This window comes from Gluconobacter cerinus (assembly GCF_025961355.1).
GTDB classification, from domain to species: domain Bacteria; phylum Pseudomonadota; class Alphaproteobacteria; order Acetobacterales; family Acetobacteraceae; genus Gluconobacter; species Gluconobacter cerinus.
Window position 1 is genome coordinate 420,559 of sequence record NZ_JAOQNM010000001.1, and the last position, 25,187, is coordinate 445,745.

General features: G+C 56.0%; 23 protein-coding genes and 2 tRNA genes. 8 read left to right on the top strand and 17 right to left on the bottom strand.

Going from position 1 to position 25,187, the window contains the following annotated elements:
* Positions 1-232: 232 nt before the first annotated feature.
* From M2305_RS01940 to M2305_RS01965, 6 genes are all read right to left on the bottom strand, one after another.
* Complete coding sequence (locus M2305_RS01940; protein WP_264648425.1) at positions 233-1,282, bottom strand: hypothetical protein; 1,050 nt, start codon at positions 1,280-1,282, stop codon at positions 233-235.
* 77 nt (positions 1,283-1,359) lie between these two features.
* A complete protein-coding gene (locus M2305_RS01945; RefSeq protein WP_215754317.1) occupies positions 1,360-2,649 on the bottom strand; it encodes a DNA cytosine methyltransferase in 1,290 nt (429 codons plus the stop codon).
* Positions 2,646-3,227: a recombinase family protein gene (locus tag M2305_RS01950; protein ID WP_215754318.1), complete on the bottom strand. Its 582-nt coding sequence runs from the start codon at positions 3,225-3,227 to the stop codon at positions 2,646-2,648. The genes M2305_RS01945 and M2305_RS01950 overlap by 4 nt, the downstream gene beginning before the upstream one ends.
* Before the next feature lie 141 nt (positions 3,228-3,368).
* Complete coding sequence (locus M2305_RS01955) at positions 3,369-3,776, bottom strand: plasmid mobilization protein (protein ID WP_215754319.1); 408 nt, start codon at positions 3,774-3,776, stop codon at positions 3,369-3,371.
* 725 nt (positions 3,777-4,501) lie between these two features.
* The gene (locus M2305_RS01960) at positions 4,502-5,356 is read right to left on the bottom strand and encodes a replication initiator protein A (RefSeq protein WP_264649918.1); all 855 of its coding nucleotides are present in this window, start codon (positions 5,354-5,356) and stop codon (positions 4,502-4,504) included.
* Between the two features lie 24 nt (positions 5,357-5,380).
* On the bottom strand, positions 5,381-5,602 hold the full coding sequence (locus M2305_RS01965) for a helix-turn-helix transcriptional regulator (protein ID WP_146890708.1): 222 nt from the start codon (positions 5,600-5,602) through the stop codon (positions 5,381-5,383).
* A gap of 109 nt (positions 5,603-5,711) precedes the next feature.
* Between M2305_RS01965 and M2305_RS01970 the strand changes: the two genes are divergently transcribed.
* Complete coding sequence (locus M2305_RS01970; protein WP_215754321.1) at positions 5,712-6,554, top strand: MarR family transcriptional regulator; 843 nt, start codon at positions 5,712-5,714, stop codon at positions 6,552-6,554.
* Here M2305_RS01970 and M2305_RS01975 read toward each other — a convergent pair.
* Together M2305_RS01975 and guaA are read right to left on the bottom strand one after the other, a co-directional pair.
* A complete protein-coding gene (locus M2305_RS01975) occupies positions 6,551-7,747 on the bottom strand; it encodes a tyrosine-type recombinase/integrase (RefSeq protein WP_215754322.1) in 1,197 nt (398 codons plus the stop codon). The genes M2305_RS01970 and M2305_RS01975 overlap by 4 nt on opposite strands.
* Positions 7,748-8,053: 306 nt before the next feature.
* Positions 8,054-9,676: a glutamine-hydrolyzing GMP synthase gene (guaA, locus tag M2305_RS01980; RefSeq protein ID WP_174694761.1), complete on the bottom strand. Its 1,623-nt coding sequence runs from the start codon at positions 9,674-9,676 to the stop codon at positions 8,054-8,056.
* A 75-nt stretch (positions 9,677-9,751) separates the two neighbouring features.
* Here guaA and M2305_RS01985 point away from each other — a divergent pair, with 75 nt between their 5' ends.
* The 3 genes from M2305_RS01985 (at position 9,752) to M2305_RS01995 (ending at position 10,378) form a co-directional block, all read left to right on the top strand.
* Positions 9,752-10,126 carry a hypothetical protein gene (locus M2305_RS01985; RefSeq protein WP_086634037.1) on the top strand — a complete coding sequence of 125 codons (375 nt, stop codon included), beginning with the start codon at positions 9,752-9,754 and terminating at the stop codon, positions 10,124-10,126.
* 63 nt (positions 10,127-10,189) lie between these two features.
* Positions 10,190-10,266, top strand: a tRNA-Arg gene (locus M2305_RS01990).
* A 35-nt stretch (positions 10,267-10,301) separates the two neighbouring features.
* Positions 10,302-10,378, top strand: a tRNA-Arg gene (locus M2305_RS01995).
* A gap of 19 nt (positions 10,379-10,397) precedes the next feature.
* On the opposite strand, the gene M2305_RS02000 is transcribed toward M2305_RS01995, so the two are convergent.
* The 3 genes from M2305_RS02000 to M2305_RS02010 all read right to left on the bottom strand — a co-directional run bounded on the left by M2305_RS02000 (position 10,398) and on the right by M2305_RS02010 (position 12,033).
* A complete protein-coding gene (locus M2305_RS02000; RefSeq protein WP_264648426.1) occupies positions 10,398-10,823 on the bottom strand; it encodes a response regulator in 426 nt (141 codons plus the stop codon).
* Positions 10,824-10,951: 128 nt separating this feature from the next.
* A complete protein-coding gene (locus tag M2305_RS02005; RefSeq protein ID WP_264648427.1) occupies positions 10,952-11,644 on the bottom strand; it encodes a trypsin-like serine peptidase in 693 nt (230 codons plus the stop codon).
* Positions 11,641-12,033: a cytidine deaminase gene (locus M2305_RS02010; protein ID WP_264648428.1), complete on the bottom strand. Its 393-nt coding sequence runs from the start codon at positions 12,031-12,033 to the stop codon at positions 11,641-11,643. The genes M2305_RS02005 and M2305_RS02010 overlap by 4 nt, the downstream gene beginning before the upstream one ends.
* A 68-nt stretch (positions 12,034-12,101) precedes the next feature.
* Here M2305_RS02010 and lysA point away from each other — a divergent pair, with 68 nt between their 5' ends.
* Entirely contained in the window at positions 12,102-13,433 is a 1,332-nt protein-coding gene (gene lysA / locus M2305_RS02015) for a diaminopimelate decarboxylase (RefSeq protein WP_264648429.1), read from the top strand.
* Positions 13,426-16,107: a DUF4175 domain-containing protein gene (locus M2305_RS02020; protein ID WP_264648430.1), complete on the top strand. Its 2,682-nt coding sequence runs from the start codon at positions 13,426-13,428 to the stop codon at positions 16,105-16,107. Before lysA ends, M2305_RS02020 begins: the two co-directional genes overlap by 8 nt.
* A 66-nt stretch (positions 16,108-16,173) precedes the next feature.
* Here M2305_RS02020 and M2305_RS02025 read toward each other — a convergent pair whose 3' ends face one another.
* The 6 genes from M2305_RS02025 to M2305_RS02050 form a co-directional block, all read right to left on the bottom strand.
* Positions 16,174-16,860, bottom strand: coding sequence for an HAD family acid phosphatase (locus tag M2305_RS02025; protein ID WP_264648431.1), 687 nt, complete (start codon positions 16,858-16,860; stop codon positions 16,174-16,176).
* A complete protein-coding gene (locus M2305_RS02030; RefSeq protein ID WP_046899622.1) occupies positions 16,857-17,999 on the bottom strand; it encodes an MFS transporter in 1,143 nt (380 codons plus the stop codon). The genes M2305_RS02025 and M2305_RS02030 overlap by 4 nt, the downstream gene beginning before the upstream one ends.
* Positions 18,000-18,077: 78 nt before the next feature.
* Complete coding sequence (locus M2305_RS02035; RefSeq protein WP_099210322.1) at positions 18,078-18,842, bottom strand: CDP-diacylglycerol diphosphatase; 765 nt, start codon at positions 18,840-18,842, stop codon at positions 18,078-18,080.
* 8 nt (positions 18,843-18,850) lie between these two features.
* Positions 18,851-20,329, bottom strand: a complete 1,479-nt coding sequence (locus M2305_RS02040; RefSeq protein WP_046899624.1) for a Ppx/GppA family phosphatase — start codon at positions 20,327-20,329, stop codon at positions 18,851-18,853.
* Positions 20,330-20,335: 6 nt separating this feature from the next.
* Positions 20,336-22,528: an RNA degradosome polyphosphate kinase gene (locus M2305_RS02045; RefSeq protein ID WP_264649919.1), complete on the bottom strand. Its 2,193-nt coding sequence runs from the start codon at positions 22,526-22,528 to the stop codon at positions 20,336-20,338.
* Between the two features lie 183 nt (positions 22,529-22,711).
* Entirely contained in the window at positions 22,712-23,437 is a 726-nt protein-coding gene (locus M2305_RS02050) for a DnaA/Hda family protein (RefSeq protein WP_264648432.1), read from the bottom strand.
* Between the two features lie 101 nt (positions 23,438-23,538).
* Between M2305_RS02050 and purM the strand changes: the two genes are divergently transcribed.
* A complete protein-coding gene (gene purM, locus M2305_RS02055) occupies positions 23,539-24,600 on the top strand; it encodes a phosphoribosylformylglycinamidine cyclo-ligase (protein ID WP_264648433.1) in 1,062 nt (353 codons plus the stop codon).
* On the top strand, positions 24,597-25,178 hold the full coding sequence (gene purN / locus M2305_RS02060; protein ID WP_264648434.1) for a phosphoribosylglycinamide formyltransferase: 582 nt from the start codon (positions 24,597-24,599) through the stop codon (positions 25,176-25,178). The genes purM and purN overlap by 4 nt, the downstream gene beginning before the upstream one ends.
* Positions 25,179-25,187 lie beyond the last annotated feature (9 nt).

The window sequence follows — 25,187 nt, forward strand, 5'->3', positions numbered from 1 at the left end:
TTTCCAAATGACAGAGGTTTAGAACCTCATTCCCACTCGATTATCGTTTAGGAAAGAATGTTTCATAAAAACAGCACTCTAATTGCATTCTCAGCATTTAATACCATGAAAAATACCATCGATCATCAGAGCGGGAGCGGGGGTCCTTAGTATGGCTGTCGATGCTGACTACCGTTCTGGCACTTTACCTGCTCGCGGGACAGACCTTCGTCCCCTTACTGCATAGTTCAACCTATTCGCTGTCATCGTCCCCATCGGCAGCCAAACTCTGATCTTCATGACGCTCGACCAAGCGTCGATGGCCACCAAGCGAGATTGTCAGTTCATTGCCCTCAAGCCGCGCCTGCAGGTCCTGCAAGATGAGACTACGCCTGGTTGTATCACCCTCGATAACCCGCTCAAAGCTGGACACAGAAGCCACCGGCACGCGAACATAGCGTTCAATAAACGATGCCATCGTAGCCCCCGCCTCGTCTTCGAGGTGAGCCCAAGCAGCATCACCCACATAAGCGGCGCCGCCCACCTCTCGGTACGCGGCCTGGAGCCCAGTCAGCTTGTCATTTTCTGTCGGATCCAGCACAACAAGAATTGGCTTTGCACCCGAGCTACTGCAGTCGCGAGCAAATGAGAGCTCCTCGCCGAAACGCCCTTGCCCGCTAGCCGCAATCGTCACGCGCAACTTCAATTCGTACGCAAGTGGAGTTCCGTCCGGCAGCACTTTCCAGCAGTCGACTTGCCGGCCTTTAGTAGGGTCATCAGTGCGCCTCACCACACGCTCACGTGCCGACTTCGCCTCACCGCCGATGGCTGCAGCAAGGATGGGTTCGAAAAGATAGCCGGTTTCCTGTGCAGACCGATTGTCCAAGTCGTAAAAAAATTTGCGCCAAGTGAGCCATGAAGCAAGTGCTTCCGGAGGAAAATCCGGGCCGTATTCCATGAGCGCCCTAGGGGAGACTTGCACCATAGTCGGCAAAGGCTGCCGCTGAAGAATCAATCCATATTTGCGGCGGCGCTTATGAAGCTCGGTGAGGCATTTCAGATAGGTCATGAAGTCCTGATCCAGTGACGTGCCTGCATCAAGCATATCGACAACATCAAAGGACGTAACCGTCTCGTCGGGGATGGTAAACCAGTCAACTGCCGTGGCGTAGTACTCCTGTTGCGGAGAAATTTTCGGCCAGAGCACAGGAAATGCTCGCGCCATTTCATCACTCTTGCCGATGTCAACGGCCACAAGTGCAATTATCTTGGCTAGCTCGCTCGCCGTCATGAGCGCCCGCATGTTCGCTGTCTTCGTGATCGTAAGCAGACGGGTGAGCTGCTGCGATCGCTCTGCGCTGAGTCGTTGCCGTGTAGTCATTAAAAAACGAATCCCCCTTGGTGCATTTCTGCAAGCAGCGCTTCTGTTGATTTGAGCGCCGGGCTCATTCCAAGCGCTTCAGTAAGAACAAATCCTAATAGCTTTGCAGACATCGCACCTGCCGGTTGCGTATCTGCACCAAACGACCCATCAATCTCTCTTAAGTGTTTGGCCAAACGTTCAGCAGCGAGCGGTGGCACTGCGTTTCCAATTTGCTGAATGACGCTAGCATTGTTGCCAACCCACCTGTACTTGTCGGGAAATGTCTGAATGCGGGCGCACTCGCGAATGGTCAAAGGACGATGCTCTGTAGGATGAATAAATTCCCGAGCAGCAGCCCCCGTGATCGTGAGGCTCTGCAGATTGCCATGCAGACGTTTGATACCTGAAGGCGCGCCGCCCCGCTTTTCGGTTGGCGTACCGTCCGATACTCGCCGGTTTGCTCGCCGCCTGTAGCTCTCATGCCAAAGCTCGGGCGGCAGGTCTTTCATCGTCTGACCAGGTTTGAGCAGTTCGACTTGCATACGCTCCGCAGCCTCGACTCGAACGTGGTGAGTTACCACCTCTACGCGATTTCCCGCCCGCATTCGGGCGTCGAATGCATTGACAGGCTCCGCGCTCGCGTACGGAACTAGCGCATCCTTACCACTTGCAGCGGGACCGAGCCCTGCCACCGCTTCGGCCAAGCTCGGAGCAAGCGGCTTGCCGGAAGCCTTTTTCGCTTTACCACTGTCGAATGAATACAACTCCTCGGGAAATTGAAAATCGATCCCAAGTCGGTTGCCAATGATTAGCACCCGCTTACGCGTCTGTGGCACGCCATATGCGGCTAGGTTTACCTTTTGCAGCCGTACCGAATATCCCATGTCGACAAACTCTCGTACCAGACGCGCAAGGTCTCGCCCCCCACCAGACGTCAAAAGCCCTTCGACATTTTCGAAAATGAACCAACGCGGCGAAAGCCGCTCAACGATATTTAAGTAGTTAAAAATGAGCAGATTGCGAGGATCTGCGGAATTGCGCGGACCAGCAGTACTAAAGCCTTGGCACGGCGGCCCTCCAATAACGACGAAGGGCCTTTTGCCACCCGTGAGCATTTCAATATGAGACGGGTCAACCGTGCTCAGGTCAAGCTGATGGCAGGGACTGCCGACATTCTCTTGGTAAGTCTGGCAGGCATCAGCGTTAATTTCTACGCCAAATAAAGGCTTCAAACCAGCTTGGCTAAAGCCAGAGGAGAATCCCCCAGCCCCAGCAAACAGAGATACAACAACTTCGTCCTTACTCATGCCATATCCCATTGACGCGGCGCTATAACGCCAACGTGCTTGTAAAGAGTAGTTCGAGACACGCCATATCGACGAGCAACATCGGCAACTCGGATTTCAGGATCGCGCAAAAGCGCCTTGATCTCTCGCACCTGCTTCTCACCGAGTTTAGGTTTGCGTCCACCGGAGCGACCTCTGGCACGCGCTGCCGCAAGCCCCGCGTGGGTGCGCTCGCGGATCAGACTGCGCTCGAATTCCGCGAGGGCTGCAAAGACGTGGAAGACCAACTTCCCAGCCGCGCTGACCGTCTCGATTTTTTCAGTGAGGCTTTCAAAGCCAATACCGCTGCGCTCAAGATCACTTACGATCTGCACCAAGTCGGGCAAGCTGCGGCCAAGCCTATCCAAGCGCCACACAACAAGCGTATCGCCGCTGCGTAAGGCCTTGAGACATTGCTCCAGCTCCGGCCGAATGGCGTTCTTGCCGCTTGCGGTATCCTCGTAGATGACCCCACAACCAGCCAGCAGAAGCGCATCGCGCTGCAGCTCAAAGTGTTGGTCCTGCGTGGAGACCCGTGCATATCCGATACGCTGATTCATTGACCAAACCGGGACATTGAAAACTTGACGGCAATATTAACTCGGCGGAAAGCATCCGACTAGCCCGGAAAGGCCGTTTTCACGGTGTCAAGAAAGCTACTGTTTTCTGGACACTGTATTCATTAACTTAGCCAAGAGCCCCTATTTTACCTTAGCTGCAAAAGTCTCAGCCATTTCGTGAAAATCCGCGAGAAAGCCCCGAATGTCGTTTAACGTCGCCTCAGACATCTCAATGAGCGCCTGCGCGGAAGGCTGGGTAACTGCTTGCTCTGGAGCGTGACGGAACTCTAATTTCAGCAGGTCACAAAGCCTCGCAACCTCACCCCGCAAACGCATCAGTTCACGCTGCGTCAGTAAATCTGAAATGCTACGCGGCCGGTAACCCAACCCTAGCTGTCGCAGTAGAGCCGATACCGGCATATTGCAGGTTTCGGCAGTCTGGAAAATAACGGCTCGCTCTTCTTCCGAAACCTGAACCTTTATTGGTGTCCCGGCTCTTGGGCCAACATGTTTGTCGCGTCGTTTTACCGTAGCCAGATTTGAAGCCACTTCAGCCTCTCCCGTCGATCACGCAGTGAGAGTAAGGTCGTTGCCCCGTCCGGGGCAACACATCTTGCCTATCCCTTTTCGTTCTTATTCGTGCCGAGACGGCCCGAAAACTGGTGTCACGTTATTTTCGGGCCGTCTCGGGCCGTCTCGGGCCAACTCCGATCAAAAAACACTCATGGATTCAATAAAAATATGAACAAAATAGCACGGAGGTATCTTCCAAACGCCATGCTTTTAGCAAGGCCGATAAACTTCCATCCGAGCCCTGATCGTGAACTCATTGCCCACTGGCGGTCCCCTGCGGAGGGCACAGAGAAATAATGAATTGCATGCCGTTTAAACGCTATGGGCAAAACATTTAAACACTCTCGCCTCTCAACCGTCCCCGGCACGAAGAACGTCCCTGAAGACATATTCTCCAGCAGGAAGAGCCCCGTAGACGTTAAAAAAATATATTAAAGTTAAAATGCGCGCGCGTGTTACGGGTTGGAAAAACATATAAGTTTCAATATGTTATATACCATTCGTGTGGGTGAAAGTACGTGTAGGGGCGTGTGTAAAGGTACGTGCTAATCCACAGGGAAACGTGGGTGAAGGTACGTGTCATTCCACAAAGCTGTCACCACTTATCAACAGGGCATTTTTGGAGGATCAGGCCTTCAATATAGCGCTGCTACTGATGAAATGAGCGCCCCGCTCAGCGACAGTTTGCGGGCAGCCGCTTTTTAGCGATCTTCTCTATTGGCAAAGAAAGTTACGTGGTCACGCTCTGTATCGAGCGATATCTGATAATCAGGTAGCAGGTTGATAGCAGACATTTCCTTTATCTGCCGTCGAAACTCTCTCAACGTCGCGGTACTGCCGCTTTTCGCGTATAGGACCGTCACAGACACACGCCATTTTGGCTGAAGACCACAATGTTTACGGGCAAGTTCATATATGCGCCGCTCGAGCGGCTTGCGGAGTTTAAAATAGTCCCGTGACAGGGTCAGAACCCGCATGGTCGCAACAGAACGGAATAGCCAGTGCGGCAAATCCACCTCGATGGCTGTCACACGATCATCTGTTGGCGACTTTTCTACAATCCGCCATGAATCAATCAGTCCAAAGCCGCGTCGCTCACGCTGTCCGTTCGTCTCAATATTAGTCTCAATGCCAGTCCCTCTCAGCCTTGCAAGCATACCGACTACACGGCGGTAGCCGACACCCCCTGTTGAGCGGTTTGTACTACGGAGAAAATCATAGGCCGTAAAACGCACTGTTGGTGTTATGGGGCGCCCACGGTTCTTGGCCTCCACCAACTGACTGATGCAATAAATCCACAGGTCCTTGTCATGTATGGTCGCACAGCCATCCGACCCGGGCTTCACGGTCACCACGAGACCGTTGCGCTCATAGGTTCTTACACGCCTATCGCCCGCTTTTAACGCAAACAGTGGATGCTCCATGCTAACCGCGTCACCCTTGGGGGCAGCAGCAAAAATGTCTGCAACGAAAAAGCCTTCCCTATGGCAGAGTTCTGCCGAGGAACATTTTGTTGCCTTGCTGACGGCATGCTGTTCCCAGCGAATGGGAGACACAGGCGTTACAAACAAGCTCTGAAATCAGAAGCGCATACCAGGACGCTGCGCCTGAGCACCCTGCGCCTTGCGCGCCTCAATCCACTCTATGACCTCTTCGAGATCCCACGCCACGTTTCTGCTGGTGAGCGCGATACGGCGTGGAAACTCGCCACGCCGCTCCATATTGAAGATGGTTCTTTCGGCTAGCGGGATCATCGCGTGAAGCTTTTTGCGGTCAATAAGAACCCTAGCCGTATTTCCCATTTCTCTTCCCTCCGCACCCCTATCACAATGTGCTTGAGGTTACCTGCTGCTGCCTGCTGCGGCTGGGGAAAAAATTGAATTTAGTTGACACTTCGGACATAAATTGACCATGGCCAAAGATCACGAAACTTACCTTGCTTTCGATCCGATCCTCGAGAGCGTAGTTACCCAACGGGAAGCCACCGGGCGCATTGAGGCCAAGCTTGCAGATGATCTGACATGGTGTTTTTGTGAGCTTTGTGGAAATCTCACTGAATATTCAGCAATACGCTTCAATCCAGTTGTAGTGAAAAAACTAAAGAACCGAAACGCCAAGCTTGTTCCTCTAACAGAAAAAATGATTTCATTAGGACTTGAGAGAGCAAAGAGACTAGCTGAATATTATTCAGAGGCCTTGTCAGGAAAATATGGCCCTCATAAAGCAAGCCAAATGATCGCTCGTTATGGCGATCTAGTCGAGATACGTGCAGATCGTTCCGTAGAAAGTTTCCACGAATACATCGAACCAAAAATGAAGTTACGGGAGCATGCACGTCATGGTGACCTTGCGTGGACAACTCGCTTGGCAGGCTCTCCCTCTGCTAGCCCTAAACCTAGTAAGTTATATTGTGAGAAACACCATCCCAGCAGAAGTGTTTCTTCAAGAAGAGCCTATCAACGTGATCGGAGATTTATTTGGGAATACCGTGCCCTAATGGAACAAATTTGGTCTCATGGTTTCAACAATTCGACCCTCTCTGGCTGGGATATTGAAGAGCATGCTTACGTGCGGAGAGAAGCTTATAGACAAGTTAAAGCCTTACGATCTCCCACAAGCATGCTTGATGATTTTCTCTCAAAAAGCACAATGACGCAGGCTGAAATAGCTCGGCAACTCGGAATTTCTCGCCAAGCCGTTTCAGCAGCCATCAAACGACGCACCCTAAAAAAACGCCAAGAAAGCGATCGTTAACGTGGCTTGATCGTCCATTCACTAATCATATCAGCCCAGTCTTGCAGCATAGCAGTGCGCTGCTCACGATATTCAGCCTTGTTATAAACGGCTCTTACCCCTTTCTGTTCATGGGCAAGGCACTTTTCGATCCAGTCAGTATTATAACCCGCCTCGTGCAGCAAAGTGCTGGCCGTCCTGCGTAAATCATGAGGACCAAACTTTGCGAGCAACTTCCCTTCTTTCTGAGCAAGTTTGTAGGTCAGCGTGAGTACCTGATTAAGCGTTGCGCTACTCATCGGCTGATCAGTGTCGTACCGGGACGGCAAGATGTAATCTGATCCCCCGGAAAACGTCTTCAGGGCGATGAAAATATCGAGCGCCTGTCGCGACAGAAATACCAAATGGGGGTTACGTCGTTTCATCCGCTCTTTTGGGATCGTCCAAAGCGCCTGACTAAAACTGATCTCGCTCCATGTTGCGTTGGTTAGCTCACTCTTTCGGACCATCGTCAGCAAAAGCAGCTTGGCTGCGGCCCGGATCGATGGGGTAGTGCCGATGCGCTCGATGTACTGATACATCAGGCCGATCTCTTCAGGCGTCAGAGCGCGATCCCTTGGCTCAAATTTTGCTATGCTAGTCGGACGAACCAGTTCAGCCGGATTTTCGACCTTCTGCCCTCGTTCGATAGCCCACCGGTAAACTTGAAACATCACCTCCCGGGCATGCACAGCGGTCGCCGGAGCACCACGCTCGACGATGGCATCGGTCAATGCTCGCAGGTCCTCGTGAGTGATTTCGATAAGCTTCTGGCTGGCGAATTTGGGCTTGAGCTCCCGCTCGTAGACAGATTTGCGCATATCACGGGTGGAGTCCGCCATCTGATATCCGCGCAGCCACTTCTCGGCCCACGCCCCGAACGTTTCCACACCCTTGACCCGCGCCTTTTCGCGAGCTTTTTCCTTCGCAGGTGACTTACCTGCTGAGATTAGCTTTTTAGCCTCTCCCAGTTGCTCACGAGCTTCGGCCAGAGTGATGCCCCCAACGCCATATCGCCCGAAAGTCAGGGTCTCCTGCCTGCCATGGATCGCATAGTTATATCGGAACGAGATGCTGCCCGCAGGCGTCACGGCGACATACAACCCATCGCGGTCGTTCACCTTGTAGAGCTTATCCGTCGGCTTGAGGTTGCGCAGTTTGGTGTCGGTCAGCATCGGTTCGTGGCACTCCAAACATCGATACCATGATCGAAAACCATTAAAATAACTGGATAAAATCCTTATTATTCATATGGTTAATTCATTTCGATACCATGACACCCATAGAGGACCTGACATGGTATCGATAAAAATCATAGCACCAGACTCAGTCAGTGCCATGCACCATGCCATAAAAAGTTGCTGCTTGGCGATACCGTTCGGTGCCAGACAATGCCTAACCAAAAAACAAAAAAGCCCGCATTCCTGCGGGCTTTAAGGCACTTTCATGCCGGGTAATACCACCCTATGCCAGACGCGGGATCATTCCCACTCAATCGTTCCAGGCGGCTTGGACGTAATGTCGTAAGTCACGCGGTTAACACCCCGAACTTCATTGACGATACGGCCAGCAACGCGATTCAGGAACGCGAAGTCGAACGGATAGACTTCAGCGGTCATGCCATCAGTGCTGGTCACGGCACGCAGAGCGCAAGCCTGATCATAGGTCCGGCCGTCGCCCATCACACCGACAGTCCGCACAGGAAGCAGAACCGCAAAAGCCTGCCAGATGGCATCGTACAGGCCGGCATTGCGGATTTCTTCTAGGTAGATCGCATCCACCTTCCGCAGAAGATCCAACTTTTCCTTGTCGATCTCACCTGGAATACGAATAGCAAGCCCCGGCCCCGGGAACGGATGACGTCCCACGATGTGTTCCGGAATGCCAAGTTCACGCCCCAGTTCACGAACTTCGTCCTTGAACAGTTCGCGGAGAGGCTCGACCAGCTGCATGTTCATGCGATCCGGCAAGCCGCCAACGTTATGATGGGACTTGATGGTAACGGACGGGCCACCCGTGAAGCTGACGCTTTCAATCACGTCTGGGTAAAGCGTGCCCTGAGCAAGGAACTGTGCGCCACCAAGCTTTGCAGCCTCTTCCTCGAACACTTCGATAAAGAGACGGCCAATGGTCTTCCGCTTGATTTCCGGATCTTTGACACCTGCAAGTTCACTCAGGAACAGGTCAGATGCGTCGCGGTGAACCAGACGGATATTGAAGCGACCACGGAATGTCTTGACGACTTCGTCGGCTTCACCGGAACGCAGGATGCCCGGATCAACGAAAATACAGGTCAGCTGGTCGCCAATAGCATCGTGAATCAGCTTCGCAGCCACGGAGCTGTCCACACCCCCGGATAGACCACAAATGACGCGGCCATCCCCGACCTGCTTGCGGATACGGGCGATTTCCAGCTCACGGAAGCCAGCCATCGTCCACGTGCCGCTGCAACCCGCAACATTGTGCGTGAAGTTACGAATCAGCGCAGCACCATGCGGCGTATGCACGACTTCCGGATGGAACTGCACACCATACAGGCGACGGCCTTCATCGGCGATGATCGCGAACGGAGCCCCTTCCGAATAGGCAACAGCGCGGAAGCCCGGCGGAAGCTGCGTGACGCGATCGCCATGGCTCATCCAGACCTGTTCGCGCTTGCCGCGTGCCCAGACGCCACGGAACAAGGCGCAATCTTCAGCGATGTCGATATAAGCGCGACCGAATTCACGATGTTCGTGCGTTTCGACCTTGCCGCCCAGCTTCTGGCACATGGCCTGCTGGCCATAGCAGATGCCAAGAACCGGACGGTTCAGTGAAAAGACGATTTCCGGAATCGCCGGAGCATTTTCGTCATGAACGCTGGCAGGGCTGCCAGACAGAATGATACCGCGCGGATTGAATTCACGGATCTTCTCGTCCGTCGCCGTGAACGGCCAGATCTCACAGTAAACACCGCTCTCACGCACACGGCGGGCAATGAGCTGCGTTACCTGGCTGCCGAAATCCAGAATGAGGATACGGTCTTCGTGAAGTGTTTCGTCGAGTTTCGCGACGGTGCTGGCGTCCTGCTGGGTCAATGTGATGGCCTCGCGTTCCGTGTTCATGGTGCCTTTTGATGCTCTCCTATAAGGTGTTGTGTCGTCTGCGTCATCCATTCTGCATCACAGGACAGGCACAACATGCGTCCGATTGCTCTTTTTTCTCTTTCTGCCATGGCTTTTCTGGCAGCCTGCGCCACTCCTGATCCCGGAAATGATCCATCAGGCCGTTGGGTAGGCGCTCTCGTCACGGATCAGGGCTCCTGCCCGACAGAACGCACGTCCACACTTGATATTCGTGGGCGAAAGATTGTTTTCACACCGGGAGATGGCTCTGAAGTGCTTTCTGGCATCTATCAGCCCGGCGTGCATCACTATCACGCAGAGCTTGCCAGCAAGGACATGAACGGCCGTCCGACCGCTCTGGTTTTTAACGGATATCCCGTTGGTCAGGCGATTGGTGGCACTTTTGGTTCCAGTGCCTGCCGTGCTCACATCACCATGACAAGAAAGTAGAAATTAATTTTCAGAGGGGGGTTGTCAGGTTTTGAAACCGCCTGTAAAACCCCGCCTCAAGACGCACCCGTAGCTCAACTGGATAGAGCACCAGACTACGAATCTGGGGGTTAGAGGTTCAAGTCCTTTCGGGTGCACCATCTTACTTTGGCTCTGCCAAAAACATACAGTGTTCGCACCCGTAGCTCAACTGGATAGAGCACCAGACTACGAATCTGGGGGTTAGAGGTTCAAGTCCTTTCGGGTGCACCACACAACATCTTCACAAAAATCAGTGCTGCAGTGCTTTCAGAGCACGATAGACGTCTTCCCATTCGTACGGCTTGGGAAGAAACATCGCCTTCTTTGGCAAAGGTCGCTTTTCCTGAAGATAAGCACCTGACGTCAGTACAACGCCGATCTGCGGCCAGCGAGCCCCGACTGTCTCAGCCAGATCCAGTCCATTGAGCCGTCCGGGCATGTTCACATCCGAAAAGACGAGATCGACTGTCTCACCTTTGGAAAGAATATCCATCGCCTCATCGGCAGTGGCAGCAAGAATCGGGTTATAGCCGGCGTCTTCAAGCATATCCGCAGCCAGAAAGCGCAACAGGGCCTGGTCTTCAACAACCAGAACATTCTTGCGGTGCGTCAGATAGGCGTTGCTCGCATGCATGCCACGAGACTGCCCGACAGACGCCGTTCCTTTCCCTGCCATGACATACATAAGGTGCCCCTTTCCGGACCGAATAAAAAGTGGGGAACACCAAAGATGATGTTTCCCGATCCTTCAAACGCGTCATGCAGGCGATGTTTGCAGAATTATGAAAATTCTTCTGCCATCAACTAAGGAACAAGTGGAGCAGCCAACCCGCCAGGCCCCACATCTGCCGCGACAGCAAGCCCGCCGATACCCCACGTTCCGTCAGGCTTTTGAAGCAGAAGCGGAGCGCCGCTCACTCCCTTTGTCGCCTCGCAATCGTGATGGACAAGACCACTGACTGTCACTCCGTTGATATGACAGTCCAGATCGCCGAATGGCACTTCGTTTCTATCTTGCGAATACCCAACCAGCATTGCCCTTGCGCCATCCTGCACCGGAATCGCCGGAAGCAGGTCCCGCGTCGCGATGACTGGTTCCGACAGCAACAGTGTTGCCCGATCACTGGCCCCGGTAGCGGATTCGTTTTTCGGATCGTATCCAGGCGGGATAATGAATCGGACAACATGGGCGTGTTGGCGGTATGAGCCCCGCGAGTATCCCATCAGCACATGAACATCGCCTGGTCGTATATAAGTGTGCGTTTTCGGCAGCCAGAGACAGTGAGCTGCCGTCACGACCACATTGGGAGCTACGGCAAAACCCGTACATTTAACGCCGAGTTCAGTCTGTACACGCCCCAGAATTCGCCAGGGCGCCGCACGGACGTCAATCAGTTCACGTCTGGCCCCATCCCCAAGACCGGGCAGAGACGGAAGAGGCTGCGCACAGACCGTTCCCACCACCAGCAGTCCCAGAAAACAGGGCCAGTATTTCATTCCAGATTATCCGGACCGAATGCGTCAGGCAGCAATTCCGCGAGGGTACGTGTCAGGAGCAAGGTTCCTGCGGGCGAAATCATGTGCACTTTCAGATCAGACAGGCTGAATTCACGGAGTTTCTGCCGACAGCCACCGCATGGTGTGCAGGGCTGATCTCCACCCCCCACAATCACGATTTCCTCAATGCGCCTGCCCCCAGCAAGAATCATGGCCGAAATGGCCCCGCCTTCAGCACAGGTTCCAAGCGGATAGGCTGCATTCTCGACATTACAACCTGAATGAACCACACCTTCACAGCGCAGGGCCGCGCCAACCTGAAAGCGGGAGTATGGCGCATAGGCACGGGATCGGGCTTCAAGAGCCCGGGAGATCAGTTCTTCCATCATAATTCAGACACTAGCGCCTGTCTGAACAGCTTGGAACATCCAAGCGTCCACGATACGGTAGGAAGATCATGAATGCTCTCTCTTCCGAACCCACGCTCAACGACCTTCTGACAAGCCGCCCTCCGCTGGAGGTCAATGCGCGCGATGGTCTTCTTTTTGAAGGCGTGCCTCTGCATGTCATCGCCGCCGTAGCAGGAACACCCTGCTGGATCACGGGAGCAGGCACTCTGCGTCGCCGTGCAAACGCGCTCAAAGCTGCGTTTGAAGCCCGCAATTTGCCGGTGCATTTCCATTTCGCGATGAAATCACAGGATCATCAAGCCACACTGACGATCCTTCGCGAATGTGGCTATGGCGTGGACATCGTGAGCGGTGGAGAGATGACCCGCGCGCTACATGCCGGGATCAAGCCGGATGGAATCGTCTTTTCAGGCGTTGGAAAATCGGATCTTGAACTTCGCGCAGCAGTGGAACACGGCATCCGGCAGATCAATGTCGAAAGCGTCGAAGAGCTTTATCGCCTGAACGATATTGCACGGTCCTGTGGCAAGATTGCTCCGGCGGCACTCCGCGTGAACCCGGATGTCGACGCACAGACGCATGACAAGATCAGCACGGGCCGCGCAGGAGACAAGTTCGGGATTGAGCATCGCCGTGCGGTTGAACTGTACGCCGAAGCTGCTGCTTTGGAGCATGTGGAGCTTCTCGGCCTGGCGGTTCATCTTGGCAGTCAGATGCTAACGGCCGAGCCCTTCCGCCAGGGCTATTCCCGTCTGGCAGATATGGTTCGGGAAATTCGTGCCCTTGGGCATGCCGTCAAAACAGTGGACTGTGGCGGCGGCCTAGGCATTCGCTATCAGGACGAAATTGCTCCGCCACCGGAAATGCTGGCAGGTGTCATTGCCGAAACACTTGGAGACCTTGGGGTAGAGCTCAGCATTGAGCCCGGCCGCTGGCTCTCTGCTCCGACAGGAATTTTGCTGTCCCGTGTGATCGAAACAAAAGCAGGCAATCCGGATTTCGTCGTGATCGACGCAGCAATGAACGATCTCGCCCGTCCTGCGCTTTATGATTCTTGGCACGGTATCCTGCCCGTCGCTCCGGCGGCATTTAACGATGCACTCAAGCCGTGGGACGTGGTGGGGCCAGTCTGTGAAAGCAGCGATATCTTTGCCCGGGACCGGGTTCTGCCCGCTTCCCTGAAGCGCGGAGATCTTGTCACCCTTCTGGATACGGGAGCGTACGGATCCGTCATGAGTTCGACCTATAATTCCCGGCCGTTTGCTGCGCAGGTTCTGGTCGATAATGGTCGCTGGGAGATCATCCGCCAGCGACAGAGCGTAGAAGACCTGATCGCCGCAGAAACTATTCCGGACTGGCTCCTGCCCGCCCATGGCTGATTCGTTTGCCGCAGCAGCTCGCCTAGCTTCCGTCCGCCGTCGCGCTCGACGCGTTCTGTGGTGGGAACACGCCTGGCCAGCTCTGCGCTGGTCTTTGCTTCTCGCGGCATTCTATCTGCTGGCCTGTCTGGCCCGCATTCCCCAGTCATTGCCTGACTGGTTACACGCTCTTTTCGAGCTCACAGTCTTAGGGACTGCCTTCTGGCTGGGCATCAAAGGCCTGCGTGCTATCCCGCAGCCTACGGATGCTCAGGTTGATCGTCGGATCGAGCGCGACTCTCGCCTGGCCTATCAGCCCCTTCTGACCTTAGCAGACCGCCCCGCCTACGCAGCAGATGGCGAACAAGGCGCCATCTGGACGCAGCACGTTCAACGTGTAGTTTCCTCTCTAGGACCGCTTAAGGTCAGCCTGCCAAAGCCAGACGTCACGATGCAGGAAAAACTCGGGCTTGCCTCTATAGCCGCAGCCCTTGCCATTGCGGCCGTTCTGAGCGGCTCACATTCCCAATCCCGCTTGCACGCTGGCCTTGTGCCCGGTGTCGATGACGACAGTATTCCGCTCCCGTCCGTTCAGGCCTGGATCGACCGACCATCCTACGCTCCCGGCGCGCCAGTGTTTCTGTCGCAAACGCAGCAGGGCAATCCCATCCACGTTCCTCAGGGCGCCATTCTGAATGCGACCATCACAGGCACATCCGGGCGTCCGGTTCTTCGGGGGGCGACCTCCATCAGTCATGACCGTCTGGACGAACAGAGCTGGAGCGAAAAAGCCACGTTGCAGCAGACTGGCACTGTCACGCTAAAAGCCCGCGGCCGTACGCTGGGTTCATGGCGCGTGGACGTCGAGCCGGATCTGCCCCCAGTCGTAGCCTGGGACGGAAAACCCGCTCCCCAGAAAGATGACTGGCGCACCAGCCTTCCCTGGCACGTTCAGCAGACTTATGGCGTAGCCTCTCTGGAAGCGGAAATACGACTGCCTGACCTGCCCAAAGGCCGCGTCGTGCGTGTTCCAGTGCCACTGAATGGACATCCAAAAGATGCAAAAGGAGAGGCACGCCCAGATCTTTCTTCGGACCCATTTGCCGGAATGGAAGTCGAAGGCCGCCTTCATGCCGTTAGTGTTTCCGGCCGGGAAAACCACAGTGCTTTTGTGCGCTTCCACCTAGGTTCCCGGAAGTTTTCGGACCCACTGGCACGAGCCATTGTCGCATTGCGTCGCCGGTTGATGCTGGGACAGGAACGCCCGCAGCAGGCGGCGGACGAACTGAAGCTCCTGACGCAGACAACGGATGTCCTCGCCCTTCTCGCCCCGCTTGGACTCGATATTGCTTCCCTGCAGTCCAATGCTCCCGAAGGAGCGGCGGAACAGGTGCCGGGGCAGCTTTGGGCACTGGCTCTGTATCTCGATGATCTCCGCCGGGACGGGCCGGAAATTGCGGATGCAGCCGCGGCCGTCCGGGCAGCACAGCAGAGTGTTCAGCAACAGCTCGATCACATGCAGTCTCTGGGAGAGAAAGGCCATACTCTGGCTGAACAGGAAGAACTTCAGAAGCGCACGAAAGCTCTTAAGGACGCCCTTAACCACCGCATGCAGCTTCTTTTTCAGAAGGCAGCCCAGAGCGGCATCATGATGCCACAGTCCGGCACAAGCTCTGCTGATCCATGGTCAGATCAGATGCAGCGCCTTCAGAACGATGCATCGCAGGGGCATGGGGACGAAGCATTACGTAAACTCCAGCAGATGGAAGACATGGCCGAGCATATGCGTCAGGCCACGCCGGAAGATCTGAAAGCCCTCGCGGCTCAGATGAAGGCTCAGGAAGAGGCACGCGCACAACGTGCCGCCCTTCATGATCTGGTTCATCGGGAAACGACGCTGCTGGATCATGCACAGGCCCGTTTGTCTGCTGCCCGCAAGGCCGCTCTGCCGCCTGACCAGCAGGACGGCCATGAAGACATCAGCCAGATGTCCACAGCCGATTTGCTGCGCCAGCTTGGAATGCAGCCGCCGCCGAATATGGAACAGTCAGCATCTCCAAAACCGGCAGCGCCTGTTGATGCTGCGACAGTCGCTGCGCAGTCGCCTGAACGTCGCGCAGATCATGCCTTCCAGCGTGCACTGTCTCGTGTGGATGAAATTCTTGGCCGGCGGGTAAAGGACCTGACAGGCAAGCCCGCCACTGCGTTCGACAAGGCAAAAGCGGATATGCAGGATGCTCGCAAGGCCTTGGCAGACCGTAAGGATGATCAGGCACTTACGGCAGAACAGAAGGCTCTCGCAGATCTGTCTGAGGCCGGAAAGCAGATGCGCCAGAGCCAGAAGTCCGGCGGGTCTGGTCAGGGTAAAGGCGGAAGCCTGAGTTTCATCCCATCCATGGGCGGTGGTGGGTCTGGGCAACAGCAGCATGGCAAGGCTGGACAGCAGGGTGACGGAGGCGATCAGCCTGACGCCGGGGATGACGATGACGGGGACGAAGACCGCAAGGATCAGGATCCACTGGGCCGCAAGCTCGGCGAAGGCCAGAGCGGCAAGGATTCTGACGCCCATATCCCTGATCGTAACGCCCGTGACAGGGCGCGGGACATCGAACGTGAGCTACGTCGTCGCGCTTCCGACAGAACCCGCCCTCAGGGTGAACTGGACTATCTGGAACGTCTTCTAAAGTCGTTTTGAGGCCACAAAAAAAGGTGCTCAGGATTTTCTCCTGGGCACCTTTTTTATACCGAAAACAGATATGTCTCAGGGAACGCGATAAAACGGATTGGGGAGAAGGAAGCCCTTCTCTGCATGTCCGTCCGCAAGATCAGAAGGCTGATCTCCCAGGCTTGCAATGATCGTATACCCCTTGGCCTCGATGGCAGCGCGCGCTGGTGCCTTATAGTGCGCCGCATACCCATGAGATGTCATTGGGCGTAGATCCAGCCCGTCCCAATGCTTGATTCCAGCCAGATGAAGATTGCGTGCTGTCGCTTCACGCTCATCTTCATGACGGCCTGTGATAAAGAACACAGCGACATGATTTCGCTCAGCTTCATCAATCAGAGCCAGCGTGGAAGCGAACGCCGGAGCACGGCCGCTCTTTTCCCAGGCAATCGCCCCGCAAGGGCCTTTTGGCAGCGCGTCACAGGGACCATTGGCAATATAACCAAAATTGTCCGCACGGATCTCGTCCCAATTGGAGAGTGTCGTCTCATCAATATCGAGAACAATAGCTGGCTTGCGCACCTGAGGCGCCCGCTCGGCCACCCAGTGACGAGCCTGTGCGATCACCGTGTCAAAATCGTGCTGGTAATCACCACTGTCGTGATACGCGCTGGCAGCCATGACAGCGTCACCAACGTTGGCAGGCTGCTCGGCGTAAGCTGCAAATGGCATGAGAGCCGCACTGAAGAAAAGCCCGGTGGCGAGCAGAAAGGAACGGGTCATGGCGGGGCCACCTTTCGCGAAAAGAGAACAAGACCGACCCCGACGAGGGCCAGAGCCGTTCCGATAACGGAAACACCGGGATAACCCAACCCCATAGACAGGGCGACACCACCCAGAGCGGCCCCGATCGCATTGCCAAGATTGAAGGCACCGATATTGACCGAGGATGCCAGGGCTGGTGCATCGTGAGCAGCCTGCATGACCCGCATCTGAAGAGCTGGCATCAAGGCAAATGTCGCCGCGCCCCAAACGAGTGTTGCGATCAATGCACCTGGGACGGTTTGAGCCACCCAGGGGAAGAGCAGCATAACGGCACCCAGAATGGGAAAAAACATCAGCAGACTGCCATCCAGAGAACGATCCGCGCTGCGGCCACCAATCGCATTTCCGATGGAGAATCCAACGCCCGTCAGCATCAGGGCAACCGTAATGACCAGTGGGCTGGCATGCGTGATGTGCTGAAGAATAGGCGTGATATACGTGTAGAGCACGAACATGGCCCCTGCCCCGATGGCCGTCGTGGTCAAAGCGAGAAGAACATTGGCCCTTAACAATGCTTTGAGTTCGCTGGCAACGTCTGGAACAGGACCGGCCTCACGGGCCGGAAGAGCCAGTTGCACGGCAATCATGGTCAGAACGCCCAGAATGGCCGTCACACCAAAGGCCATGTGCCAGCCGAAATTCATGCCAAGCCACGTGGCAGCCGGGACGCCGATAATGTTGGCGACTGTCAGCCCCATGAACATTGTTGCAACGGCACTCGCCCGGCGCTCTGGCGCAACAACGGCAGAGGCTTCGACAGCGCCCAGCCCGAAGAACGCACCGTGCGCCAGACTGGTCAGAACGCGTGAAGCGAACAGAAGCTCATAGCTTCCTGCCACGGCAGAGAGGAGGTTCCCTGCAACGTAAAGCCCCATCAGAAGCGTCAGGGCAAATTTCCGACGAAGTCTTGCGAGAAGAAGAGTAATGAAAGGCGCGCCGACCATCACGCCCACAGCATAGGCCGTTACAAGTCCGCCCGCTTTCGGGACAGTAACCTGAAGGCCCTGTGCAATGACAGGCAGAAGACCCATCGGAGTGAATTCGGTGGTTCCGATGGCGAACGCGCCCACGGCCAGCGCCAATAAAGGCCAGTTCACGGGCAATCTCCGGGATTAACAAGTGTTCGAGGATGATCGAACCATGCCAGTCCCGGAGGCAGAGAACAAGATGGAGGGTTACATCATCCCGTTCATGTGCATGCCCGGCTCCATGCCGTCCATATGCATGCTCTTGTGTTTTGGATCATCAATCTTGCACTTGTGATCCTGAACTTCCTCACCGGAAGCACGGTCCAGAGCATGAGCGACATCGTCGAGAATGACGAAGCCACCATGATGGCCCGGTGTCACCACGATCGTATGATCGCCCATGTTCTCCGCACCAATCAGCCGGAAAGGCGACTGATCAAGGGTCTGCACCAGCTTGGCACGATACGGATGACCGTAAAGGGAGACCGGGGTCCAGTCCTCACCAATCATGTTCTTGTCAATTTCCCCACGGACATAGGGCGTCAGACAGTCAATATGAATGTGAAGTTGATCCTGCGTCCGGCCATCACGGGAATTGATAGCCAGCGAGAGGTGATCGTCTGAAACGGGGAAACCATATCCCTCAGACACACGGTGACGTTCGGCCCAAGCTTCAGAGAAATAGTTTGGCGTGTCAGTCTGAAGCAACGAAGGATCTTCGATGCCAGGCACTTTCCGTGTCGGGATGAGCAGATACTGACCATGCCCGGCCAGATCTTTCAGAAGAGCATAACCGTCCTGCGGATCATACACTGCACACGGATGATGCTGGGCATCCTTCGCGCAACGGCTTCCAACAAGCTCCCACAACTTGTTACGGTCATGCCCAGGAACCTTGCCACAACCGACAAGGCCGGCACCAATCGTGAGGGCCGCACACAGTCCCAATGCAGCCTTAGTCCCGATCTTCATTCTCAAACTCATTCTTCCCTTACCTGAGCCTCAAGCTGCATGGCTGCGGCCAATCGTTCAAAGCGTCGACGGACTGCACTTCCTGCTGCACGGACACTCCGTGCACCGAGGATCAGCACAAGCTGAGGTTCTTCCACCAGCAGGCGGCATTCTTCCAGCAACACTTCTGTTCCCGCGCACAGCGTATAGGCCAGACGCAGCGCCAGACCCAGCTTCACAGCACGATCAATTTCAGAGCGGGACAGAAGGCGGCGCGAGGGCTCAATCAGTGGAGAGTCCATCGCCACTTCATAACGCACGGCCAGGGTCAGGCCGATAAATGCACGGGCCGTGTGTTCGAACCCAACGCCGTGACAATGCATCACACGCTGATAGGTCTGTTCAGCACGATATTCCGGATGATCGTAGGATCCGATATCCGAGAGGGTACAGGTCAGTTGACGCAGACGCTTCTGGGACGGTGTTTCACCCCGGAAAATCGGTGTCGTCCAATCCACGAGCGCCTTTGAGAGGGTTACGCTTCGAGCCAAACGGTCCGCCATTTCCTCCGCCAGCGTCGTCATGGGGTCCTCCCCGGCGACAGAGGAGGCAACGTGCCGCATGTACCAGCCTTCTCGCAGGCCATCCACGCTGAACACCACTTTGGACGGGCGAACACGTTCCATCAGGCACTTGAGAACGACCGCGGCAAAAGGCGCATCACCCAACCGCTTGCGTGGGGCATTCGGCAGTTTTTCAAGAGTACGTTTTGAGGCGCCGATGACCCAATCCGACATCTCGCGTGCTTCACCCTCGGAAAGCGTGAAGAGATGGACAAGATTCAGAGGATACTGCGTCCGTGCAATCTGAAGACGTGCCAGAGCCCGGAACGCTCCGCCGACCAGATACAAGGGGCGGCCACTCATACCCGGAAGCCAGTTGACCTCCTGAAGCATTTCAGAGGCAATCCGCTCAGCTTCCAGCAGAACACCCTTCGCCCGATCCTGAAGACGAATGACGCCAAGCTTGGTTGTCAGGGCTTCATAATATTGTCCGTCAGCAACATGGATGAGCTCCAGTGAGCCGCCGCCGATATCCGCAACCAGACCATTGGCTTCCGGCAGCCCGCAGAGAACACCACGGGCCGCATAATCTGCTTCCTCAGTGCCTTCGAGCACACGGATAGCCACACCCGGCATTCTTGCACGGATGGCAGAAACGAAGTCAGGCCCGTTAGAGGCGTCACGCACAGCCGCAGTAGCCAGAACCTCGAAAGGTTCCGCTCCCATGGCCCGCGCGACGGTGTGGAACCGGCCCAACACGTCCATCGCCAGGGTAACGCCCTCGTCGTTCAGGCGACCCGTTGCATCCAGACCGCGCCCCAGCTTGAGTGTAACTTTCTCATTGAAGATGGGGAGCGGATTGCGCGCTACGCCTTCGAAGACCACGAGCCGAACGGAGTTGGACCCGAGATCGACGATGGCGGAGCGCTGTGCAGATGATGACATGAGGTTTCAGTCTTCCAGAATCCGGTCAGGCCGTTCGCGCGGGCGATGGGCCTCCGGAAGAGCTTTTTCCCGTGCGGCCGACCCACGGCCAGACAGGGAGGGATTGTTCATGAAGTACTCGTGTGCGGAGAACGGGTGTGCACCAGGAGACACCCGATGCCAACGCCCGTCCTTGGAGAGCGTCCAGCTCTGAAGGTTGTCCTTGATATTCATGGTCATGATCTGGCCGAGAATCTGCGCGTGGACGGTTGGGTTGGTGATAGGCACCATTGCTTCTACCCGCCAATCCATGTTTCGCACCATCCAGTCCGCGGAAGAAATGAAAACTTTTGCCTTATGCGACGGCATCCGGTGACCATTTCCAAACGCAAAGACACGCGCATGCTCCAGAAAACGACCGACAATGGACTTGATGTCGATGTTGTCAGACAGCCCCGGCACACCCGGGCGAAGGCAACAGATTCCACGAATGATCCCGACGATCTTCACACCGGCCTGCGACGCTTCGTAGAGCAGGTCAATCAGTTCAGCATCGACCAGACTGTTCATTTTCAGCCAGATCCGAGCGGGACGGCCTGCTTTCGCGTGAGCGATTTCATCACGGATGAGCTGTTCAAGGGTGGAACGGATCGTCATGGGAGAGAAGGCTAACGCGTCCATTTTTTCCGGCGTGGCATAGCCGGTCATGTAATTGAACAGCCGAGCAGAGTCGGACGCCAGTTTCGGATCACAGGTGAAGAACGACAGATCCGTGTAAATCCGGGCCGTAATGGGATGATAGTTCCCGGTCCCGAAATGGGCGTAAGAACGCAGTGTCCCGTTTTCACGACGCACCACAAGGCTCAGTTTCGCATGCGTTTTTAGATGCGCAAACCCGAAGACAACCTGTACGCCAGCCGCTTCCAGCGCACGCGAAAGACGAATATTGGCTTCCTCGTCGAACCGGGCGCGCAGTTCAACCATGGCCGTGACGGATTTTCCGGCTTCCGCCGCCTCTATCAGAGCATGAACGATCGGACTATCGCGTGAGGTCCGATACAGCGTCTGCTTAATGGCCAGCACATTCGGATCACGCGCAGCCTGCCGCAGGAACTGCACAACCACATCGAAGCTCTCGAACGGGTGGTGGACGACAATGTCCTTAGCCCGGATCGCTGCGAAGCAGTCTCCATCATAATCCAGAATGCGTTCCGGGAAGCGTGGGCTGTACGGTGGGAAAACCAGATCCGGGCGGTCATCCACAATCAACTGCTTCAGATCTACAACGCCCACAAAATTGGGCATGACCACGACATCTTCGTCACCAACACCCAGCTCTTCACCCATTTCGCGCCCGAGCGTTTCAGGGAGCTTGTGATCAAGAGCCAGATGAATACCGACGCCACGACGGCGCTGCTTCAGCGCTGTTTCATAAGAACGAACGAGATCTTCAGCCTCGTCCTCAAACTCGACGTCCGTGTCACGGATAATCCGCAGGACACCGGCCGCACCAATCATGAGACCGGGGAACAGGCGATCTGCAAACAGGCTGATCAGGTCTTCAAGCAGGATGAAACGAATGTCACCCGTAGCATCCTTGCCTTCACCAACCCGGGCCGGAAGGCGCAGGAAACGCGGCACCTGTGCGGGAAGCAGGATCAGCCCGTCCATGACGTGCTTGCCCAACGCGGGGTCTTTAAGACGCATCACCAGCGCCAGCCCCATGTTCGGAATAAACGGCAGCGGATGAGACGGATCAACGGCCAGCGGCGTCAGAACCGGGAAAACACGCTCATCAAACAGGGCTGAGAGCTGTGCGAGATCCGTAGCGTCTAGGCTTTCGGTCGACAGGATCGAAATACCGGCCTCTTTCAGCTCACCTTCAAGCTGATGCCAGACGCGCTGCTGCTCTGCGAGAAGGAACCGGGCTTTCTGACGTACCGCCGAAAGCTGCTGAACAGGCGTCGCTCCATCCGGGCTCCGCACAACCATGCCTTCACGGACCTGCCCTACCAGCCCCGCCACACGGACTGAGTAGAACTCGTCAAGGTTACTGGCGCTGATGGAGAGAAAGCGGACACGCTCCAGAAGCGGGTTGCGCGAACTTTCGGCTTCTTCAATGACGCGTTGATTAAAGTCGAGCCAGGAAAGCTCCCGGTTGATGAACCGCGCTGGGGATGTTGGCATGTCAGCATAGTCTTCAGCTGTCGGAACAACCATTCTGCGCCGCCGGGCCCGGGTTGCGGCTGGCGTCAGATTCCCCTCTCGCGGCTGGTTGCGCGAACGTCGACGGGGAGTTGGCTTATTATTTTCAGTCGTCACGATGGTCTCTTCCGGGAAGCTCGAACCAAAACCCGTTTAAGATCAAGGCTTGGGAGAAGTGTGTCAAACGTAGGTTTTATGTCATTCCTCTGACATATCAGGCATCAGAAGATCGGGAAGCATTTCTCGCGCAAGCGCCCGTGTAATTGCAGTTCCACGGGCGAGGGCCGCATCATCCAGCCGCTCAACCGCCGAAACCAGAGCATTTCCCGTGCGTGGCAGATGACGCCAAAGCCATTCCGTAACGGACTGCGAAACAACGAGCTGACGATCCGCCAGAAGAGAAAGCAGCAACGTTGCCCGCAGATCGTCTTCCGGCTCTCCCGTGGCCGTCGTTGCGGTCGCACGGAGCCGGCTTCCCAGATCTGGCAGGGAGACATGGCTGCGTGACGGTGGAAGGCGCCCAACCATCAACACCCGGTCTCCCTGCGTCAGCGCGTCATTCAACAGATGGAGCATGGTTGCCTCATCTCCCGGCGAATCGGCATTATCAATCGCAAGATTTCCCCTTACGCGAATGCGCCCTCCGGAAGAGGCGTGAGAAAACAGGCGCGCATCCAAAATGGTCGCATCGTGCTCTTGCGCCCAGACAGATAACAGATGGGTTTTTCCCGTGCCCGCTGGCCCCCAGAGCCACAATCGGCCATCAGGCCACACTTTGCGTGAAAGCCACGCGCGCGCAGGCGCATTTGAAGGGCTCGTGATGAAGCGTTCAGCTGTCATCGCGGTCGGACGACGCAGAGGAAAGGCCATCTGAGGTCCGGCATCGCTTATGGCGCGCCCTTCCTGTCCGTCCTGTTTTGTCATCCCTCATCCCTTTTCATGCCGTTACGCCTTCAATTCAAGCGTTCCGCCCGCGTGCAGGATGCTCTAGAACGGCGTCACGTCAACCAGCGGGAAGCTTCATCATGACCGATCAGCCCGACACCTCCCAGGGCGCCAGCTATGCACAGGCTGGTGTAGACATTGCAGCAGGCGATGCCCTGGTCGATGCCATCAAGCCCGCAGCCAAAGCCACGAACCGTCCCGGCACAATGGGCGGACTGGGCGGCTTCGGTGCCCTGTTTGATTTGAAGGCTGCCGGTTTCACCGATCCGGTCCTTGTCAGTTGCACAGACGGCGTGGGCACGAAACTCATGGTCGCGATCGAAGCTGGCAAGCATGATGAGGTCGGAATTGATCTCGTGGCCATGTGCGTAAACGATCTGGTCGTTCAAGGCGCAACCCCGCTGTTCTTCCTAGACTATCTGGCGACCGGCAAACTCTCCATTGAAGATGCCTCTACGGTCGTGAAGGGCATCGCCCATGCCTGCGCAGAGTCCGGCTGTGCGTTGGTCGGTGGCGAAACCGCAGAAATGCCGGGTATGTATGCACCGGGACATTATGATCTCGCCGGCTTCAGTGTCGGCGCGGCAGAACGCGGCGCTCTCCTTCCCGCGGGCATCCGCGCAGGCGACGCACTGATCGGGATGCCTTCCTCAGGCGTTCACTCGAATGGCTTTTCTCTGGTTCGGGAAGTTGTCCGTCGTTCAGGCCTCGGGTGGAACGATCCTGCTCCCTTCTCTGAAGGGCATACACTCGCCGAAGCCCTGCTGACACCAACTAAGCTCTATGTTCGCAGCGTGCTGGATCTGCACGCCAAGGGCCTGCTCCATGGCTGCGCACATATTACCGGCGGCGGCCTGCCAGGTAATCTGCCGCGCGTCCTTCCGGAAGGCCTGGGGGTTCGCATTGACGGTTCGTCGTGGGTCGTCCCATCCGTATTCCGCTGGATGGCAGAAACCGGAAATGTTTCAGCTGATGAAATGCTCCGTGTCTTCAACTGTGGCATTGGCATGGTTCTCGTCACTCCTGAGCCAGAGCGCGTTCTGGCTGAACTGGAAGTCCGCGGAGAAAGCGCTTTCCAGATCGGCGAAGTTGTCCGTTCCGACGAGGCTTATGCCCTGACGGCACCGGTCTCCTTCGCATGATGCAGAAAATGCCCATCGCTGTGCTTATCAGCGGGCGTGGCAGCAACATGCATGCACTGATCGAGGCCTGTGAAAGGCCGGATTTTCCGGCTCGGATCGTACTCGTGCTCAGTAACAAGCCGGATGCGGCTGGACTGGAGGTCGCTCGCGCGGCCGGTCTTCAGACGGCGGCCATTGACCACAAGGCGTTCGGGAAAGACCGTGAAGCTCACGAACGCAAGGTGGATGCCGCCATCCGCGCTTCCGGAGCCCAACTCGTCTGCCTTGCCGGATATATGCGTGTCCTGACGCCTTATCTCGTCAACGCCTGGGATGGCCGGATGCTCAACATCCACCCGAGCCTCTTGCCCGCATTTCCGGGACTGCACACACATGAGGCTGCCATTGCTGCCGGCGCAACCGAGCACGGCTGTACTGTCCACCTCGTGACTGCGGGGGTGGATGAAGGGCCTATTCTTGGGCAAGCGCGTGTGCCGGTTCTGAAGAGTGACACACCCGATGCACTTGCTGCACGCGTACTGGAACAGGAACATGTCCTGTATCCTTCGGTTCTACAGAACTACATCAACAGACAGTAATCTGGCGGC

Excerpts from the sequence above, each read along its gene's own strand:
- lysA (WP_264648429.1), top strand. The coding sequence starts at position 12,102 with ATGAATGCTCTCTCTTCCGAACCCACGCTCAACGACCTTCTGACAAGC.
- M2305_RS01950 (WP_215754318.1), bottom strand. The coding sequence starts at position 3,227 with ATGAATCAGCGTATCGGATATGCACGGGTCTCCACGCAGGACCAACAC.
- purM (WP_264648433.1), top strand. The coding sequence starts at position 23,539 with ATGACCGATCAGCCCGACACCTCCCAGGGCGCCAGCTATGCACAGGCT.
- M2305_RS02040 (WP_046899624.1), bottom strand. The coding sequence starts at position 20,329 with ATGTCATCATCTGCACAGCGCTCCGCCATCGTCGATCTCGGGTCCAAC.
- M2305_RS02000 (WP_264648426.1), bottom strand. The coding sequence starts at position 10,823 with ATGGCAGGGAAAGGAACGGCGTCTGTCGGGCAGTCTCGTGGCATGCAT.
- M2305_RS02025 (WP_264648431.1), bottom strand. The coding sequence starts at position 16,860 with ATGACCCGTTCCTTTCTGCTCGCCACCGGGCTTTTCTTCAGTGCGGCT.
- M2305_RS02010 (WP_264648428.1), bottom strand. The coding sequence starts at position 12,033 with ATGATGGAAGAACTGATCTCCCGGGCTCTTGAAGCCCGATCCCGTGCC.
- M2305_RS01970 (WP_215754321.1), top strand. The coding sequence starts at position 5,712 with ATGGCCAAAGATCACGAAACTTACCTTGCTTTCGATCCGATCCTCGAG.
- M2305_RS01965 (WP_146890708.1), bottom strand. The coding sequence starts at position 5,602 with ATGGGAAATACGGCTAGGGTTCTTATTGACCGCAAAAAGCTTCACGCG.
- M2305_RS01975 (WP_215754322.1), bottom strand. The coding sequence starts at position 7,747 with ATGCTGACCGACACCAAACTGCGCAACCTCAAGCCGACGGATAAGCTC.
- M2305_RS02035 (WP_099210322.1), bottom strand. The coding sequence starts at position 18,842 with ATGAAGATCGGGACTAAGGCTGCATTGGGACTGTGTGCGGCCCTCACG.
- M2305_RS02045 (WP_264649919.1), bottom strand. The coding sequence starts at position 22,528 with ATGGTTGTTCCGACAGCTGAAGACTATGCTGACATGCCAACATCCCCA.
- M2305_RS02020 (WP_264648430.1), top strand. The coding sequence starts at position 13,426 with ATGGCTGATTCGTTTGCCGCAGCAGCTCGCCTAGCTTCCGTCCGCCGT.
- purN (WP_264648434.1), top strand. The coding sequence starts at position 24,597 with ATGATGCAGAAAATGCCCATCGCTGTGCTTATCAGCGGGCGTGGCAGC.
- M2305_RS01985 (WP_086634037.1), top strand. The coding sequence starts at position 9,752 with ATGCGTCCGATTGCTCTTTTTTCTCTTTCTGCCATGGCTTTTCTGGCA.
- M2305_RS02005 (WP_264648427.1), bottom strand. The coding sequence starts at position 11,644 with ATGAAATACTGGCCCTGTTTTCTGGGACTGCTGGTGGTGGGAACGGTC.
- M2305_RS01940 (WP_264648425.1), bottom strand. The coding sequence starts at position 1,282 with ATGCGGGCGCTCATGACGGCGAGCGAGCTAGCCAAGATAATTGCACTT.
- M2305_RS02050 (WP_264648432.1), bottom strand. The coding sequence starts at position 23,437 with ATGACAAAACAGGACGGACAGGAAGGGCGCGCCATAAGCGATGCCGGA.
- guaA (WP_174694761.1), bottom strand. The coding sequence starts at position 9,676 with ATGAACACGGAACGCGAGGCCATCACATTGACCCAGCAGGACGCCAGC.
- M2305_RS01945 (WP_215754317.1), bottom strand. The coding sequence starts at position 2,649 with ATGAGTAAGGACGAAGTTGTTGTATCTCTGTTTGCTGGGGCTGGGGGA.